Below are 17,739 nucleotides of genomic sequence, written 5' to 3'. Positions count from 1 at the left end.
GTTTTGCGAGCACAAAACCTATACCAATTATGAAAAAACCTATTCGTATGACTTGTTGTGTGCTGCCTGCATCCCCCTTCAAGATGGGTTGAAAGCGCGAGCGCCCAGCGCCGCCGACCCTCTGGAGACGAGCGAACAGTCGATGGGATCGAGCTATCTGCTTCTGCTTTTGAAGAGAGTCCTGGGTTTCATCGGGGTTCTCTTCGTCCTCTCGCTGATGATCTTCATTCTCGCCCGCGTCGTGCCGGGCGACCCCGCACGCATCGCCCTGGGACCGAGCGCCACGCAGGAGCAGGTCGATGCCATGCGGCTTTCCATGGGGCTCGACCGACCGATCATCGAGCAATATGCCAGCTATCTGTGGAACGGCCTGCATGGCGATCTCGGCCGATCGCTGATCTCCGGCAAGGCGGTCAGCGGAGAGATCGCCTCCCTGCTTCCCGCGACGCTGGAACTGGTCCTGGTCACGGTGATCATCATGATCGCCATTGCCGTACCACTCGGCGTCGTCACCGCCCGGCACCGCAATTCGTGGATCGACAACTCGGGCCGCTTCTTCTCCATCGTCGGCGTGACGATGCCGAGCTTCCTGTTCGCGATCCTGCTCCAGCTCTTCGCCGCGCACTTTCTTTCCGACTGGCCGCTTCTGGGGCGCATCGACCAGAACCTTGCCGTGCCGCACGGGCCGACAGGTTTGCTGCTGATCGATTCGCTGCTGGCCGGTCGCATGGATGTCTTCGTCGACGCGCTGCGCCATCTCCTCTTCCCGGCTCTGGCGCTGGCCATGTCCGGCATCGGCCAGATCACCCGGATCACCCGTTCGGCCATGATCGAGCATCAGCGTCGCGACCATGTGCTGACGCTGAAGTCCTTCGGCGTGCCGGACCGGGTCATCGTCTTCCGCTATCTGCTGAAGCTTTCCTCGATCGCCCCGCTCACCATCCTCGGCCTCGAGTTCGCATCGCTGATCGGCAACGCCTTCGTCGTTGAGATGGTCTTCTCCTGGGGCGGTTTCGCGTCCTACGGGCTTGAGGCGATCCTCCAGAAGGACCTCAACGCTGTGATGGCCGTGGTGCTCGTTTCCGGCGTCTTCTTCGTTGTCGCCAACATCCTGATCGACCTCATGTTGCTCATGCTCGACCCACGCCTGCGCCTGAAGGAGGAACGCTGATGGCGCTTGCCAACGACAGTCAGGAAGCCCTCTCCCCGCGCTACATGGCCTGGTACCGCTTCTCGCGGAATCCGGCCGCGGTGATCGGTGCGCTCATGGTGCTCTCGGTCATCCTGATCGCGATCTTCGCACCGCTGATCGCCCCCTTTCCCGATCACGCCGGCGCGGTGGTGAATTTCCGCGCCCGCCACGCGTCTCCGGACTGGACCTACCTGCTCGGCGCCGACAAGGTCGGTCGCGACATCCTGTCCCGCGTTGTCTTCGGCTTCCGCGTCTCGCTGCTGCTCGTCGTCGGCGTGCTCGGCATCGCGGTTCCCGTCGGCACGGCCCTTGGCCTGCTCGCCGGCTATTTCACCGGATGGATCGAGAAGACGATCACCGGCTTCACCAACGTCATGCTGGCGATCCCGCCGCTGGTCATGGCGCTTGCCATCGGCAACGTGCTGGAGCCGAACCTGGTCAACGCGATGATCGCGATCACCCTGCTGTGGTGGACCTGGCATGCACGCCTTGTCTACCGGGTCGCGAAGTCGGTCGCGGCAGAGGATTTTGTCGAGGCCTCGCGCCTTGCAGGCGCCAGCCACTGGCACATCCTGACGCGCGAGATCCTGCCGAACTGCGTCTCGGTGATCTCCGTCAAGACCACGCTCGACGCCGCCTTCGTCATCCTCTTCGGCGCGACGCTTTCCTTCCTCGGTCTCGGGGTGAAGCCGCCAACGCCGGATCTCGGCTCGATGGTCGCCGACGGCCGCCAGTTCCTTCCCGAAATGTGGTGGGAGGTGCTCGGACCGGGCTTCGCGATCTTCTATGCCACGCTCGGTTTCAACCTGCTGGGCGACGGCCTGCGCGACATGTTCGACGTGGAGGTCTGAGCCATGACCAATCTCCTCGAGATCAAGGACCTCAACGTCGCCTTCCGGACCTATGGACGGCGCCAGCACATCCTCAAGGATGTGGCGCTGACCATCCCCGAGGGCGGGCGGGTCTCGCTTATCGGCGAGACAGGTTCCGGAAAATCGGTGACCAGCAAGGCGATCCTCGGCACGCTGCCGGGCAACGCCGACGTCGAGGGCGGAGAGATCCTGTACCGGGGCGAGAACGTTCTCGCCATGCCGCCGGCGCGTCGCGAAGGGCTCAAGGGCACGGCCTTCTCGATCATCATGCAGGACCCGCTTTCCTCCTTCAATCCGGTGTTCCGCATCGGCCGGCACCTCGACGACGTGATGCGCTTCGCCGATGCGCGCATGGGCGTGCGGGCGTCCTTCGCAGACCGCAAGGCGCGCATCTTCGACGTCCTGCGCAAGGTGCAGCTCTCCGATCCGGAGCGGGTGTTCCATGCCTATCCGACGCAACTTTCCGGCGGAATGCGCCAGCGCGTGCTGATCGCCCTGTCGCTGCTTCACCAGCCCGACCTGCTGATCGCGGATGAACCTGGAACCGCGCTCGACGTGACCACCCAGGACGAGATCATGAAGCTGATCAACAGGCTGGTCTCGGACAACGGCCTGTCGCTGCTGATGATCACCCACAATCTCGGCGTCGTGCGCCAGATGGCCGACGATATCTACGTTATGCGCCACGGCGAGATCGTCGAGCACGGGCGGCTGACGGACCTGTTCCACCGGCCGCAGCAGGCTTACACGCGCGAACTGGTCGAGGCGATCCCGCCGCTCTACGGCGACAGCGTCACCGATCAGCCCGCCTCCGACGGGGCTCCCATCGTGGAGATGTCCGGCGTTTCCAAGGTGTTCGAGAGCCGGCCGCTTCTCGGCAAGGGATCGCGTCATGTAGCGGTGAACAACGCCACGATATCTGTCCGCAAGGGCGAGATTTTCGGCCTTGCGGGGGAATCCGGCTCCGGCAAGACGACGGTCGCGCGCATGATCATGGGGCTAGTGCGGCCGACCGGCGGCACGATTTCCATGGACGGCGCTCCGCTCGACGCCCGCACCGCCGCGCAACGCCGCAACCGCATCCAGATCGTCTACCAGAACCCGGGCACTTCGCTGAACCCGAAGCGCACCGTCGGCCAGACGCTGGCTGTGCCGTTGAGCTTCGCCGGCATCCGAGGCGAGGCCGCGCAGAAACGCATTTGCGAGCTGCTCACGCAGGTCGATCTGCCCGAGAACTTCATCGCGAAATATCCGCACGAGCTTTCCGGCGGCCAGAAGCAGCGCGTGGCGATTGCCCGCGCGCTTGCCGCAGAACCGGAAATCGTCGTTCTCGACGAGCCGACATCGGCGCTCGACGTGTCTGTCCAGAAGAACGTCATCGCCCTGTTGACGCGGTTGCGCGACGAACTGGGCCTGACGTTCCTCTTCATCTCCCACGACCTTTCGTTGATGCGCAATTTCTGCAGCCGCATCGCCATCATGCTGAAGGGCGAAATCGTCGAGAGCGGCGAACCGCGCGACGTCTTCGCAGATCCCCAGCATCCCTATACCCGCGCGCTCATCGCCGCCGTTCCGGTGATGACCGAGGAAGAAGAACGGCAAAAGCCCCGCGTCAGCCTCGAGGAGCGCCAGCGCTACCTCGTCGACGCGGTCGCCTGAGCCATCAGCTACGCAACGGAAAGAGAGACCGATGTATCGTCTTGGAATTGATGTCGGTGGCACCAACACCGACGCGGTCATCATGCAGGGGCGCAACGTCCTTGCCGGCGTCAAGGCATCGACGACGGAAGACGTCACCGGTGGCGTGCTGGAAGCGCTGGAGGCTGTGATCCAGAAGGCCGGCGTCGACCGCGCCCGGATCGGCAACGTGATGATCGGCACGACGCATTTCACCAATGCCGTGATCGAGCGCAAGCACATCAACCCGGTCGCGGCGATCCGCCTGGGTCTGCCGGCGACCGCCTGCCTGCCGCCCATGGTGGACTGGCCGGACGACCTGCGCGAAGCCGCGGGCGGACATGGCTACATGGTGCGCGGCGGTTACGAATTCGACGGCCGCGAGATCGCGCCGCTCGACCTGGACGAAATCGACCGCATCGCAGACGACATCAAGGCAAAGAAGATCGTCGCGGCGTCCATCAGTTCCGTCTTCAGCCCCATCAACCGCAACATGGAGGAGGTCGCCCGCGAGCGCCTTCTCCGCAACTGCCCGGACCTTCAGGTCGTGCTGTCGAGCGACATCGGCCGCATCGGTCTGCTGGAGCGCGAAAGCGCCGCGATCATGAACGCGAGCCTGCTGGCGCTCAGCGACCGGACGGTCGACGCCTTCGGTCACGCGCTTGCCTCCGCCGGCCTCGACTGCCCGTTCTTCATCACCCAGAACGACGGCACGCTGATGGCCGCCGAGACGGTGAAGAAGTTCCCGGTGCTGACGTTTGCCTCCGGTCCGACGAACTCGATGCGCGGCGCGGCGTTCCTCACAGGCGTGCGTGACGGTATCGTCGTCGACATCGGCGGCACCACCACGGACATTGGCGCGCTGCAGCACGGCTTCCCGCGCCAGGCCGCGACCGTCGTCGACATCGGCGGCGTGCGCACCAACTTCCGCATGCCCGACGTGTTCTCCATCGGCCTCGGCGGCGGCTCGCTCGTGCGCGAGGCAAAGGATGGCTCCGTCACCGTCGGCCCGCAGTCCGTCGGCTATCGCATCTCGAAGGAAGCCATGGTCTTCGGCGGACGCACGATGACGGCGACCGACATCGTCGTTGCCCTTGGCGAGGCGCATGTCGGCAGCACCCCCGATGCGGTCAAGACCATCGATCCGCAGGTGCTGGCAAAAGCGCGTGCCGAAATGACCGCCATCCTCGAGCGCGGCGTCGAACGCAGCCGCATCTCCCCCGATCCGATCCCGGTGATCGCCGTCGGTGGCGGCTCGATCCTGATGCCGGACCGTCTCGGCGATCTGGAGGTCATCCGTCCGGAGAACTTCGCCGTCGCCAACGCGGTCGGCGCGGCCATCGCGCAGATCAGCGGCGAGGTCGACCGGATCTTCGCCCTGGAGAACGGCCTGACACGCGAGACCTGCCTGAAGCAGGCCGAGGACGAGGCGCGCGCCAAGGCAATCGCCGCCGGCGCGGTCGCCGAGACCATCGAGACCATCGAGCGCGAGGACGTGCCGCTCGCCTATCTGCCGGGCAACGCCACGCGCATCCACGTCAAGGTCGTGGGCGAGATGGGAGGCATCAATGCTTGACGTGACCTCCAAGACCTGGGCCCTCGACGAGGCCATGGTGGATGCTCTGGAGATCGGCTCCGGCATCCTCGGCACCGGCGGCGGCGGCAATCCGTACATCGGCAAGCTGCGCGCGCGCCAGGCCCTGCGCGAGGGTCTCGACCTCAAGGTCCTGCCGCTCGCGGAGCTGCCCGACGACGCCAAGGTGGTGTCGCTTGGTGGCATCGGCGCGCCGCTCGTTTCCTTCGAACGCATCAAGGAGGGGCGCGAGGGCCTTCGCTGCGTGCGGGCTCTCGAGGAGCGCCTCGGCATCCGCGTCGACGCCATCGCCTGCGAGGAGATCGGCGGACAGAATTCCATGGAGCCGCTGATCGTGGCGGCGATGGCCGGCCTGCCGGTGGTGGACGGCGACGGCATGGGCCGCGCCTTCCCCGAGATGCAGATGACCACCTATTCGATCTACGGCCACCGCTCGACGCCATCGGTGATGTGCGACCTGCACGGCAACGTGGTGATCTTCGACCACGCGGTTTCGGAAAAGTGGCATGAACGCATGGCACGCGCCTGTGTCGTGGCCCAGGGCGGCTCCTCGGTGCTGGCAAGCGCGCCGATGACCGGCGCTTTCGTCAAGCAGTATTCGATCCCGGACTCCTACACCAAGGCGATCTCGCTCGGGAACGCGGTTCTGGAGGCACGGCGCAGCAACACCGATCCGATCCGCGCCGTGTGCGACAGCGAGGACGGAACGGTCGTCTTCCGCGGCAAGATCAATGACCTGAAGCGCCACCTGCGCGGAGGCTTCGTCACCGGCGAAGCCATCCTCTCGGGCTTCGACAGCTACGAGAACGACACCGCCTCGGTGCTGATCCAGAACGAGAACCTCGTCTTCTCGCGCAACGGCGAAGTCGAGGTGATCGTCCCCGACCTGATCGTCATCCTCGACATCGATACCGGCGAGGCGATCACGACCGAGATGCTGCGCTACGGCCAGCGCGTCGCCGTGCTCGCCCTGCCCTCGCATCCGCTTCTGCGCTCGCCGGAAGCGCTTGAGGTGGTCGGCCCGACAGGGTTCGGCTTCACCGACCTCACCTGGCGCCCGATGCGGGCCAGCGGCAAGGGAAGCGCGTCATGAGCTCCTTCTCCGTCTCATCCTCGGACATGGAGGCGATCGCGCTCGGCGGGGCCTTCCTGGCCACCGGTGGTGGCGGCGATCCCTACATCGGCAAACTGATGGCGCAGGCGGCAATCGCCGCGCACGGGCCCGTCACCGTGATCCCGCCCGACGCGGTCGCCGACGACGCACTCTGCGTCCCGGTGTGCATGATGGGCGCTCCGACGGTGATGCTGGAGAAACTGCCGAACGGCCGCGAGGCGCATGAGGCGCTGGAGCAGCTCGAGGCCTACCTCGGCCGCAAGGCCGACGCGCTGGTATGCATCGAGGCCGGCGGGCTCAACTCCACCATTCCCTACGCGGTCGCCGCCGCGACCGGGCTGCCGCTCGTCGACGGCGACGGCATGGGCCGCGCCTTCCCCGAGTTGCAGATGGTGAGCTTCACCATGCACGACATCAAAGCCACACCGATGGTGCTGGCCGACGACAAGGGCAACAGCTCGGTGCTCAAGGCGATCTCCAACCGATGGACCGAGCGGCTCGCCCGTTGCCAGACGGTGGAGATGGGCGGTGCCGCGCTGGTCGCGCTCTACCCGATGACCGGCGCTGAAATGAAGCGCGGCATCCTGCGCAACACGATGTCGCTCATCAAGGAAATCGGCGAAACCATCGCCTCGGAACGCAGGGCGAACCGCAATCCGGCCGAGGCGCTGATCCGTCGGCTCGACGGCCGGAAGCTCTTCACCGGACGCGTCGTCGACATCGAGCGGCGCACCGAGGGCGGCTTTGCACGCGGCAAGGCGATCTTCAAGGGCATGGACGAGGACGAGGGCCGCACCTTCACGGTCAACTTCCAGAACGAGTACCTGATCGCCTCCGACGACCAGGACCGCCTTCTTGCCGTGACCCCGGACCTGATCTGCGGCGTCGACGCGGACGGCGGCTTGCCGGTGACCACCGAGCAGCTCCGCTTCGGCCTTGCCGTCACCCTGATCGGGCTCGCGTGCGACCCGCAATGGTCGACGCCCGCCGGCCTCGATCTCGTCGGCCCAGGCTACTTCGGTTACCCGCACGATTATGTGCCCATCAAGGAGCTGTCCCGCTGAGAAGGACAGCCGTCGAATTGCTACCAGCAGAGGACTCCGTGATGAATTGCCTCAAGAGCACCGGCATCGCACTGCTTGCCGCCACCACACTCGCCGCCACCCCGGCCTTCGCCCAGGACAAGGTCTCGCTTACCGTCAACACCGTGCAGATCTTCGGCACGGTCGACCCGGCCAAGGTCAACGACTACACGGAATACATGGCGATCGTGAACCTTTACGACGCCCTGACCACCGTTGACGGCGACGGAAAGATCGTGCCGCAGCTGGCAGAAAGCTGGGAAATCTCGGACGACAGCAAGACCTACACGTTCAAGCTCAAGGACGGCGCGACCTTCCAGGACGGTTCGCCGGTCGAAGCCAAGGATGTGGTCTGGTCGTTGCAGCGCCTCATCGCCCTCAACGAGGGACCCGCCTATCTCTTCGCCGAGCTGATCAAGCCCGAAAACGTCAAGGCCGTCGACGAACGCACCGTCGAAATCACGCTGAACCGCGTCCACTCTCCCTTCATCGCCTCGACGCCGCTGATCCTCGTGGTCAACTCCGATCTGGTGAAGGAGCAGAACGACGGCGAATGGGGCGAGACCTTCCTCGCCGACAAGCCCTCCGGCGCCGGCCCCTACAAGCTCGACAACTGGACGCGCGGCTCCGGCATGACGCTGTCGCGCTACGACGGCTACCACAGCGGCTGGACAAAGGGGCGGCCGATCGATGAACTGCGTTTCATCGTCACCCGCGACGAAGCGACCGTGAAGGCGCTTGCGACCCGCGGGGAACTCGGCATGTCCTCCCAGTACCAGGGCAGCGAGACCTATGAGGCGATCGACAAGCTCGACGACTACCACGTGCTGTCCGTCGACACGGCGACCGGCTTCTACCTGAAGCTCAACAACCAGCGTCCTCCCACGGATGACGTGCACATCCGTCGCGCCATCGCCTACGCGATGGACTATGCGACGATCCGCGAGGTCATCTATCCGGGCAGCGAACTCAAGGGCCCGCTCGCCCCGGCCTTCGCCGACGCCTACGACAACGACCTTCCCGCGCCCGAGTTCAATCTCGAGAAGGCGGCCGAGGAGTTGAAAAAGTCGAAATACGCCGATGGCGGCCCGGTCAAGCTCTCCCACGTCTATGTCGCCAAGACCGCATTCGAGGAAGAGATCGGCCTGCTGTTCAAGGCTACGCTCGATTCCATCGGCTTCGACGTGGACCTTCGACCCGAGCCGTGGAACCGGATCACCGAACTTGCCTCCTCGCCGGAGACGACGCCGAACGTGACGCAGGTCTTCTACGGCCCGACGTATCCGTCTCCGGACTCGGTCTTCTTCGTCCAGTATCACTCGAAGGCCAAGGGCACCTGGTCCTCGATGAGCTGGGTCGACGATCCGCAGATCGACGCTCTCATCGACAAGGCCCGCGAGACGGTCGAAACCGGTCCGCGCAACGAGATCTACAAGGATCTTCAGGTCCGGCTTCAGGAGCGTCAGTCCGACGTGTTCCTGCTTGCCCAGAACAAGCGCATCGCCGCCAACAGTTGCCTCAAGGGCTACTACCAGGTGCCGATGCAGAGCTGGGACTACGACTTCGCCCACATGTGGTGGGATTGCGAAGCCAAGTAATCCAGCCGTTTCAGGAATCCCTCTCCCCCAGGGATGATCGAGCCGGTTCTGCCCGGCCAACTCGGACCCGTCGCGCCAAGTCGCGGCGGGTCTTTTTTGTGCCTCGCCGCGCATCCGCCGACGTCCCGAAGGGGCAACGGCAGACAGGCATCTCTGGGGCGCTTCGGTGAGGGGGCTTCGGTCGGCGGCTCCCGCCGCCATCCGTCTTTCTCAGGTCGCTGTGGGCACCGAAGCGTCGCGAAGCGGATCATAGACGGAATAGCCGTTCCGGCCGCTCCGCTTGGTCTCGTAGAGAGCCGCGTCCGCATCCTGCAGGTGGTCCGAAAGCTGCTTGCCGCTTGCCGGATCCCAGACGCTGAGGCCGACGCTGACGGACGTCTCGATGACAACGCCGATGTGAATGACAGGTGTCGATGACACGAGCCGCGCAAGCGCCTCGGCGAAACCTTCCGCTTCGTCAACCTCACGGACCGGCAGCAGCACGGCGAACTCGTCTCCCCCCAGCCTCGCCAGCACATCCGCCGGCCGCAGCATGCCCTTCGCAAGCCCGGCGACATGAACGAGGCAGGCATCACCCGCGCCGTGACCGTAGGTGTCGTTGATCACCTTGAGGCCGTCGAGGTCGATCATCACCACGCAAACCTTCTCCCCCTGGCGCTTCGCCCGCTTGGCGATCATCGCCGTGCGGTCGCGCATGCCGCGACGATTGAGAAGTCCCGTGAGATCATCGCGCGTCGCGAGGGCCACCAGCTCGGAATTGAGCCGATCGATGGCCATCAGCAGGAAGCCGAAGTTGAGCGTGCTGGTGCCGATGATCGTCGCCATGAGCAGCCAGGCCGCAAAGGAGAAATACTCTTCGTCGGAAAGCGAGCCTGCGACGCGCATCAGATTGGAAATCACCTCGACCGACTGCCCGCAGAGCGCGATGCCGGCGGCGACAAGCGCCACCCTGGTCCCCAGCCCGAGGCTCTCATCCGACTTGAGCGCCAGTGCGCTGAAGATCATCGGAGGTATCTGGATCGCGGAAAAGACGGCGTTCTGCCCTGCCCTGGTGTCGCCTGCTAGCGCGAGGGCAATCACGCAGGCCGTCATGTAGGCCATGGCCAGCGGCCACCGCGCGGAGCGCCCGAGGAAGACCTGTACCCCCTGCCAGATCAGGCTATAGCCCAGGCCGATGGCGACAATGCCGAGGAATGTCCAGAAACGTGCACTCTCGGCGGCCTCGATGAACAGCATGATCCCGCCAAAGCTCGTACAGACCAGCGCCGCCAACCAGAACCGCGCCGCCACGAGTTTCGGATAGGAAATGGCGACACCGGCCCATACGACGGCGATGCCGATTGAATTCAGCAGGATGACGACATAGAGCGTCGTGAAATCGAGAGTCATGAAGGCTCTTTAACTGTCAGGCCCTTGCCGCATCCGGGCGATCTCGCCCGACGCCGCTTGTCATGGCTTGCCCCCCATGCATGCCCAACTGCCCTGTCTGATAAGCCGCCGCCCTGAACAAGTCACTACAAATACCGAGGCAAATTTACGAAAATCAAGCCAAAATCTCGGCGTGTCGCAGCGCAACCGTCGATGGTGTCGGCTCAAGCAGATTGACCGGGGGCGTAGGTCATGGTCTTAGTGGCGACGTCGGTTTCTTTCGAGAATGAAAAGGGAATCCGCCCCTGCGTGACAACAGGGAACCGGAACTGCCCCCGCAACTGTAGGCGGTGAGCTCTCTCCAGATATGCCACTGGGCCAGAAGGTCCGGGAAGGCGGGGAAAGCGTCGATCCGTCAGTCAGGAGACCTGCCGACACGGGTTTCAACACGACCGGGCGGGGTGCCTCGGGGAAAGGACACGACATGGTTTCTTGGACAATCGGGACAGGTTTCGTCCCCGTTCGGATGCCGTGGGGATCCGAACCCTGGTCTTGCGCCGCCCGTTCCGTCTGACGGGAAAGACCAGATGAGCCACATTCTCCGCGCCCTCGGCGCAGTCGCTGCCCTTGCAATCGTTTCGCCGGCCAAGGCCGAGGCAACCCTCTATCCGCTGACGCTGACCAACTGCCGCCTGGAGATTACCTTCGATGCGGCTCCCGCAAGTGCGGTGACCCTTGGCCAGTCGGCAACGGAGATCCTCTATTCCCTGGGGCTTGCGCCCAAGGTCACGGGAACCGCGGTGTGGTTCAACCCGGTGCTGCCGGAGTTCGCGGAGGCGAACGCGCGGATCGAGCGGCTGGCGGACAATGATCCCAGCTTCGAAACCGTGGTCGCGAAGAAGCCCGGCCTCGTCGCCGCGCAATACGAATGGCACGTCGGCGAGGCTGGCATTGTCGGTACGCGCGAAATGTTCCACGACCTGGGCATTCCGACGTACATCCTTCCCGCGGATTGCGACACCAAGGACAATTCGACCGGCGGCGACGGAACGCGGGTCGGAGCCTTCTCGACCGCCTCGGTCTACAAGGGCATCCGCGAGCTGGCGGCGATCTTCGATGTTCAGGAAGCCGGAGAAACCCTCGTCTCCGACCTGAAGGCCCGGGAAGCCGAGGCGATTGCACGCGCCGGCGCGCTCGACCTGCCCGACGACCTGTCCGCCGTCTTCTGGTTTTCGTCCGCCGATCTGGAAATCGATCCCTATGTCGCCGGGCGGCTGGGGGCACCAGGCTACATGATGTCCAAGCTCGGGATCCGCAACGTCATCGAATCGGATGAGGAATGGCCGACAGTCGGCTGGGAGAGCATTGCCAAGTCCGACCCGGACGTGATCGTCATTGCCTACATGGATCGCCGTCGCTTTCCCGCCGACGACATCGAGAAGAAGCTCGAGTTCCTGCGCAACGACCCGGTCGCCAGCCAGATGACGGCCGTGCGCAAGGGCCGCATCATCCGGATGGATGCCCATGCGATGAGCGCCACGCTGCGCACCATCCACGGGCTGGATGCCCTGTCCAGGGCTCTTGCGGACCAGAGCTTCGCCGAATGAGCGAGGCCGCCCTGCCTCTCTACCGTCGCCGGAGCCTTCCCTGGCTCTGGCTGACGCCGCCGGTGCTGCTGACGGCGATCCTGCTCGGCACGGCGATTGGCGAGACCAACATCCCTTTTTCAACCGTCCTGCAAAGTCTGGCAAACCGGTTGTGGGATGCGGGTTACCCTGTCGATCGCATCGACGAGGGCATCATCTGGAGCTATCGCCTGAGCCGGGCCATCGTCGCCGCCGCCTGCGGTGCCGGACTGGCCCTGACCGGCGTCGTGCTTCAGGCGCTGTTGCGCAATCCGCTGGCGGAACCCTACCTGATGGGGCTTTCCGCCGGAGCCTCGACCGGTGCCGTCCTTGTCTCCGTCGCCGGCTTCGGCGCCGGTGCGGTGAGCCTGTCGGGCGGCGCGCTGATCGGGGCGCTCGCCGCATTCGGACTGGTGGTCTTTCTGGCTCATTTCTCCTCCGGCGGCTCCGGTGGCGGCCGTGCAACCCAGGCCGCCGCCGCGATCATTCTGGCGGGCATCGCCGGCTCTCAGCTCTTCAATGCACTCACCGCCTTCATCATCGCCAAATCCGCGAATGCCGAACAGGCCCGCGGCATCATGTTCTGGCTCATGGGAAATCTGTCCGGCATCCGCTGGGAGGATGTCGGCATGGCCGTGGCCGCCGCGCTCTTCGGGCTTGTCGTCTGCCTTTGGCATCGGCGCGCGCTTGATGCCTTCACCTTTGGCGCCGACAGCGCGGCCTCGCTCGGCATCGCCGTGCGCCCGGTGCGCGGCATCCTGATTTGCGTCACCGCGCTGATGACCGGCGTCATGGTGTCCAAGGTCGGAGCCATCGGCTTCGTCGGACTTGTCATTCCCCACGCCATGCGGTTCCTGGCCGGCACGCGACACCACCGCCTGATACCTGCCTCGGCACTGGCAGGCGCGGTTTTCCTGATCGCCGCCGATGTTCTTTCGCGCATCCTCGTGCCGGGCCAGGTGCTGCCCATCGGCGTCATCACCGCGCTCGTCGGCGCCCCCGCCTTCGCGGTCATCCTGGTTCGCGGGAGCCGTCGACAATGATCCTTTCCGCCAGGAATGTCTGTGTGTCGGTCCACGGGACCGGCATCCTGCACGATGTTTCTCTGACCGTCCGCCCGGGCGAATGCCTCGGCCTGATCGGTCCGAACGGATCGGGAAAATCCACCTTGCTGCGCTGCCTCGCCGGGCTGCGCGCGCCGAACGCGGGGCAGGTCACGCTGGATGGCGCGCCGGTTCGGCGGATCAAGCCGCGCGATCTCGCGCAAAGGCTGGCGCTGGTCGAACAGCAGGCGGAGACAACCGACCGCATCACCGTGCGCGATGCCGTCGAACTGGGCCGCACCCCCTTCCTCTCCGCGCTGCGGCCCTGGAGCCGGCAGGACGACGCCAGGGTCGCCGACGCTCTCGAAGCGGTCGAGATGAGCGCATTTGCCGACCGTCTCTGGCACACGCTCTCGGGCGGAGAAAGGCAGCGGGTCCACATCGCGCGCGCGCTGGCGCAGGAACCCCGGATCCTGCTGCTGGACGAGCCGACCAACCATCTGGACATCCGCCACCAGCTCTCGATCCTCGAACTGGTACGAGGCCTTCCCGTCACGGTCGCCATCGCGCTTCACGACCTCAATCAGGCAATGGCCTGCGACCGGCTTGCGATGATGGACCGGGGTCGCCTGATCGCCTGCGCCTCTCCCGCCGAGGTCCTGACCGAAGGCCGGCTGCGCGCGGTCTTCGGGGTCGAGGCGACCTTCCTGTCGCCAGAGCCAGGTTCCCCTCCCTTGATGCGGTTTCGCAAGGCAATCTGAAACAGGTGTCCCGATGAGATTTCTTCTGGCTCTCGCCATGATCATGAATGTCTCCACCGCTTCGGCGGAAACCTACGAGGTGCGCATGCTGAGCCGCGGCGCGAGCGGTCCGATGGTCTACGAACCGGCCATGCTCGCGCTCACCCCCGGCGACAGCGTCCGCTTCATCGCTGCGCAGCGCGGCCACAACGCGGCCTCTATCCCCGAGATGCTGCCGGCTGGCGCCAAGCCGTTCATCGGCAAGATCGACGAGGAAATCACCATCCGCCTCGACGCGCCGGGGATCTACGGCATCAAGTGCTCGCCGCACTACGCGATGGGCATGGTCATGCTGATCACAGTCGGCGACGTCGAGGCGCGGGCGCAAGATATCCCGCAGGACCTGCCGCGCCGCGCCAGAACAAGGTTCGAGGCAATCCTCGCCACCAGCGGCAAGTGAGCCTCGCTCATCACGACGACCGGCCGGCAGCGTCATCGGGAAAATGCATGGCGATCAGGACGATGTATCTGATCGCGCCGTGGGGCCGGTCCTCGTTGTAGTGCCGACGCCAACCCTCCAGCTTTCCGCGAGCGTCGGCAAGACTCGGGACCGGTGGGCATTCAGACATTTCGCCCGGAGCTTGCAGTTGAACGCCCGGCAAACACACACTTTCAATGCGAGCTGAAAACAGCGTCAAATCGCGAGGCACTCAACATGCCACCCGACAAAATATCTAGCGATTTAAAGAAGATAAGTGGTGCCCAGGGCCGGAATCGAACCAGCGACACGCGGATTTTCAATCCGCTGCTCTACCAACTGAGCTACCTGGGCACAGGGCCTGCGTCAAACGTCGCAACGCCTTGAATTGCCGGTCTTATAGAGGCTGGAAACTGGCCTGTCCAGCCGTCCCGGCAAAGTTTTGCACAAGCGGTTGAAACGCCTGCCGGCAGCGTTGACGGCGCTCCCGCCAAGCTCCCGCCGCAATGACCCTGCCGGCCGCCGAATGGCGCCGATCCGCCCTATTGCTGACCGACAATGACGCCGGTCGCACTCCACGTTCCCGACGTGTTTTCCAGCCCGAAACTGCCAACCACACCTTGTGCAACGCCCCCGGGACCGCCCACGAAGGCGCCGGTCAGGGTGCCGGACACATCGCCGCCGGTCTGGTTCAACGCACCGGAGAAGCTGTTGAGATCGCCCGGCGCGCCGCTGGCACCACCGACCACCCCGGTGAAGTCGCGCCCGTCGAAGCCGGAAATACTGCTGGAGCCGACCCGCGACGCGAAGTCATAGGTCATGGCGAAGCTGCCGGCCGCCAGATACTGTGCCGTCCCGTCGACCGTCTGCCTGGCGACGCTGCCCACCGCATGGCCGGTGTAGCTGGCCGTGCCCGCCGTCGGCAGCGCTGCGTTGGTCGTGACATTGCCGGCCGCCCATGTGCCCAGATGAATGTAGTCTCGCCGGCTGGAATCGGATCCGGTGACCGTTTCATCCTCGCCGCGGAACCGGGTTCCCCAGTAACCCCACTCAAGGAAGGAGCAGGTGCAGCGGGGCGTTCCGGCGAAGAGGTCTGTGTCGGCGCCGGCGACAAGTGTCGAGGGGATCATGTAGCTGCGCGGATTCTGATCCGGCACGATGATGTCGTCGGCATCGTTGATGGCGAAAGTCTCACCGCGATTGTGGGTCAGGGCATAACGGTCATTGTCGATGAAAGCGGACGCGCCATCGACTGACGACGTCAGCAGGCTGTCGCCAAACCCGAGGACCAGCCCGGCAAGTCCGGGATCGTGACCGAAGTTGTCGCCGACGCGGATCGACGCGCCAGCGGAGTTCTCGCTCGCATCAGTGACCAGAACCAGATCGTCGGCGCTCTGCGACCAGAAGGGGACCGGCACACCGCCGGTGGTTTTCGATTCCATCATCCCGGCCGCGTAGCCGTTGAGCGTGCGCGAGGACCGGAAGAACTCCATTGTCGGCGTGTCATACTGGTAGTCGCCGACGTGCACGTAGCCACCGTGGCTCGCTTCCTCCGACAGATAGGGCAGCGGACGGACGGCGGAATTGTCGTCGCCAGCGTCCAGTGTGTCGGGATCATATCCGATGACGAAGTTCTCGCCGTTCGGGCCGAAGACATGCGCGCCCGCCGACGAGGCGATGGAGGAGACCGGACCGGCATAGAGAACCGAGGGGTCATAGGCCGAGGCGCGGTAGCTTCCCCGTCGCGAACCTTTGATCTGCAGACCGCCCTCGCCGTCAGAAGAGAAGAGGCCCGCGGAAACGCTGATCGCCGACTTCTGGTCCTCGCCTGAACCGGAGATTCCCATGGAAGCGACCAGATAGCGAGGGTCGACGAGCGTCACATCCTGGTTGGCTATGACGAGCATGTCGCTGGTCCGCACGCCGGACAGGAACGCCGCTCCGAGCAGATCGGCAGCTGCCGGGTTGAGAAAATAGAGTTTGTGCTCGACGCCGAGCCGCGTTGCTTGCAGCGGATCGGCGGAAAGCTTGTAGGTGCGGATCTCCGGGTCGCCCGATGCCGCCATTTCAACATCGGCGGCCATGGTCCGGGTTCCCCAGATTCCGAGGACCGGGTTGTTAAACCCCAGCACCGAGGGCGAGATTTCGGGAAAATAGGCAAAGGCGATGAAGTCGTCTCCACGGCGATAGACCGTTCCGTTGACGGAGCGCGCTGCGGACGTCACGGCGCTGAACACGGACTGCCCGCCGGAGGGAATGGGAATGGTCAGCGTCTCGCCGTCGATCGTCCCGGTCATCTCCGTCAACGTCCCGTTGGGCACGAAGACGATGGTCCTGTCCGTCGCTGGCGAACCGCCAAGGAGTTCCTGCGCGCCGGGGTTCGTCACCACGACGCCGGAATCGAGAGGTTCATAGGAACTGCCGCTCGTCAGCACCCGCACCGCAAGGCCTTGTGGATGATCACTGCCGCCGTTGTCGATCCGGTCCCTGTTGGCCCGGCTGGCGATCTCACCGAGCACACGGTCGCGGTCGTCAAGGTTCGTGGAGACAACGACGTGCGGCTTCGGGCGCGGCGCGACATTGGTGACCGCGCGACCCGAATTCGCCTGACCGATCCGGGATCGACCGATGGCCTGTTCCGTCGGCGGATTGCTTGTCCCGCCCGTCTGACCGGGCCGCCCGGAGAGCTGCCTCTGCACGCCGCTGATATCGTCGGCCGTCGTCCGCCGCACCACGGCGCGAAGGGAGGCTGCCGAGAACGCTTCGACAGCGAGCGTATAGCCACGCTCGAATATCCTCTCGCGCTGCCCGCCCGGGCCGGTAAAGCTGAGTTCGTCCCCGAAAAGCAGCGAGAAACGGCCGGCATTGCCTGCCACGCTGAGATTGGCGATACCGCCGCGAATGCCGATGGTTCCAACGGGCGTCTTCACGGTCACCCCGCCGACGCTCTTGCTGAGCTTGCCGCCGACGAAGCGGGCAACCCCCTTGCCGAAGGAGGCAACGAGCCTGCCGGAACCGGCGCTCGGATCATAGACAAACTCGTCGATGACGAGATCGGAGTTGGCACCCACGGTGAAGGTCGATCCGTCACGCAGCAGGATCTGCACCAGCCCCTCGCCGCGCGTCTCGACGCGCTCGCGGAAGATCAGCGTGTCGCCAAGCACGACGGTGCGCGTCGCCGCGCTGGGGGGCGTGCGGGTCGCCTGCTGGTTCACCGCCGCCGCGATGCCGATATCATCGCGCGCGATCGCGCTGTCGCCGGCACCGACGAGAGCGGGCACAACGCATGCAAGCGATGCGGCCAAGACCGGCAGACGGCTCATTTCATGTCCTCATTGCGCCCAAGCGGCCCGAAA

General features: G+C 65.0%; 13 protein-coding genes, 1 tRNA gene, 1 pseudogene and 1 riboswitch. Of the genes and pseudogenes, 11 read left to right on the top strand and 4 right to left on the bottom strand.

Translation table 11 applies throughout. From position 1 onward, the window contains the following. Window positions 1–142 precede the first annotated feature (142 nt). Genes ACSLUQ_RS19975 through ACSLUQ_RS19945 form a run of 7 tightly spaced genes read left to right on the top strand, consistent with a single transcriptional unit; the run spans window position 143 to window position 9,129 of the window. A complete protein-coding gene (locus tag ACSLUQ_RS19975) occupies window positions 143–1,171 on the top strand; it encodes an ABC transporter permease (RefSeq protein WP_461809527.1) in 1,029 nt (342 codons plus the stop codon). Beyond that, window positions 1,171–2,043 (top strand): ABC transporter permease, encoded by an 873-nt coding sequence (locus ACSLUQ_RS19970; RefSeq protein WP_417773826.1) that lies wholly within the window; start codon window positions 1,171–1,173, stop codon window positions 2,041–2,043. Before ACSLUQ_RS19975 ends, ACSLUQ_RS19970 begins: the two co-directional genes overlap by 1 nt. Before the next feature lie 3 nt (window positions 2,044–2,046). Continuing rightward, entirely contained in the window at window positions 2,047–3,723 is a 1,677-nt protein-coding gene (nikE, locus tag ACSLUQ_RS19965) for a nickel ABC transporter ATP-binding protein NikE (protein WP_417773827.1), read from the top strand. 31 nt (window positions 3,724–3,754) lie between these two features. Further along, the gene (locus ACSLUQ_RS19960; RefSeq protein WP_461809526.1) at window positions 3,755–5,317 is read left to right on the top strand and encodes a hydantoinase/oxoprolinase N-terminal domain-containing protein; all 1,563 of its coding nucleotides are present in this window, start codon (window positions 3,755–3,757) and stop codon (window positions 5,315–5,317) included. After that, entirely contained in the window at window positions 5,310–6,428 is a 1,119-nt protein-coding gene (locus ACSLUQ_RS19955; protein ID WP_417773829.1) for a DUF917 domain-containing protein, read from the top strand. The genes ACSLUQ_RS19960 and ACSLUQ_RS19955 overlap by 8 nt, the downstream gene beginning before the upstream one ends. After that, entirely contained in the window at window positions 6,425–7,513 is a 1,089-nt protein-coding gene (locus tag ACSLUQ_RS19950) for a DUF917 domain-containing protein (RefSeq protein WP_461809525.1), read from the top strand. The genes ACSLUQ_RS19955 and ACSLUQ_RS19950 overlap by 4 nt, the downstream gene beginning before the upstream one ends. Before the next feature lie 41 nt (window positions 7,514–7,554). Then, complete coding sequence (locus tag ACSLUQ_RS19945; protein ID WP_461809524.1) at window positions 7,555–9,129, top strand: ABC transporter substrate-binding protein; 1,575 nt, start codon at window positions 7,555–7,557, stop codon at window positions 9,127–9,129. A gap of 210 nt (window positions 9,130–9,339) precedes the next feature. Here the strand turns inward: ACSLUQ_RS19945 and ACSLUQ_RS19940 are convergent, their stop codons facing one another. Then, window positions 9,340–10,518, bottom strand: a complete 1,179-nt coding sequence (locus ACSLUQ_RS19940; RefSeq protein WP_461809523.1) for a GGDEF domain-containing protein — start codon at window positions 10,516–10,518, stop codon at window positions 9,340–9,342. Between the two features lie 233 nt (window positions 10,519–10,751). Next, window positions 10,752–10,947: riboswitch (cobalamin riboswitch) on the top strand. 137 nt (window positions 10,948–11,084) lie between these two features. On the opposite strand from ACSLUQ_RS19940, the gene ACSLUQ_RS19935 reads away from it, so the two are divergent. The 4 genes and pseudogenes from ACSLUQ_RS19935 (at window position 11,085) to ACSLUQ_RS19920 (ending at window position 14,365) form a co-directional block, all read left to right on the top strand. Continuing rightward, a complete protein-coding gene (locus ACSLUQ_RS19935; protein WP_417773833.1) occupies window positions 11,085–12,104 on the top strand; it encodes an ABC transporter substrate-binding protein in 1,020 nt (339 codons plus the stop codon). Next, window positions 12,101–13,165 (top strand): FecCD family ABC transporter permease, encoded by a 1,065-nt coding sequence (locus tag ACSLUQ_RS19930; protein WP_417773834.1) that lies wholly within the window; start codon window positions 12,101–12,103, stop codon window positions 13,163–13,165. The genes ACSLUQ_RS19935 and ACSLUQ_RS19930 overlap by 4 nt, the downstream gene beginning before the upstream one ends. Before the next feature lie 59 nt (window positions 13,166–13,224). Then, window positions 13,225–13,926, top strand: a pseudogene (locus ACSLUQ_RS19925) (ABC transporter ATP-binding protein); the annotation flags it as partial. Between the two features lie 13 nt (window positions 13,927–13,939). Then, window positions 13,940–14,365 (top strand): pseudoazurin, encoded by a 426-nt coding sequence (locus ACSLUQ_RS19920; protein WP_461809522.1) that lies wholly within the window; start codon window positions 13,940–13,942, stop codon window positions 14,363–14,365. Between the two features lie 10 nt (window positions 14,366–14,375). On the opposite strand, the gene ACSLUQ_RS19915 is transcribed toward ACSLUQ_RS19920, so the two are convergent. The 3 genes from ACSLUQ_RS19915 to ACSLUQ_RS19905 form a co-directional block, all read right to left on the bottom strand. Further along, window positions 14,376–14,534, bottom strand: a complete 159-nt coding sequence (locus ACSLUQ_RS19915; protein ID WP_461809575.1) for an integrase core domain-containing protein — start codon at window positions 14,532–14,534, stop codon at window positions 14,376–14,378. A gap of 127 nt (window positions 14,535–14,661) precedes the next feature. Continuing rightward, window positions 14,662–14,737, bottom strand: a tRNA-Phe gene (locus ACSLUQ_RS19910). Between the two features lie 188 nt (window positions 14,738–14,925). Continuing rightward, complete coding sequence (locus tag ACSLUQ_RS19905) at window positions 14,926–17,706, bottom strand: FecR family protein (protein ID WP_461809521.1); 2,781 nt, start codon at window positions 17,704–17,706, stop codon at window positions 14,926–14,928. Window positions 17,707–17,739: the final 33 nt, after the last annotated feature.

Source organism: Stappia sp. ICDLI1TA098 (assembly GCF_054880955.1).
This window is presented reverse-complemented; position numbering and strand designations above follow the sequence as displayed.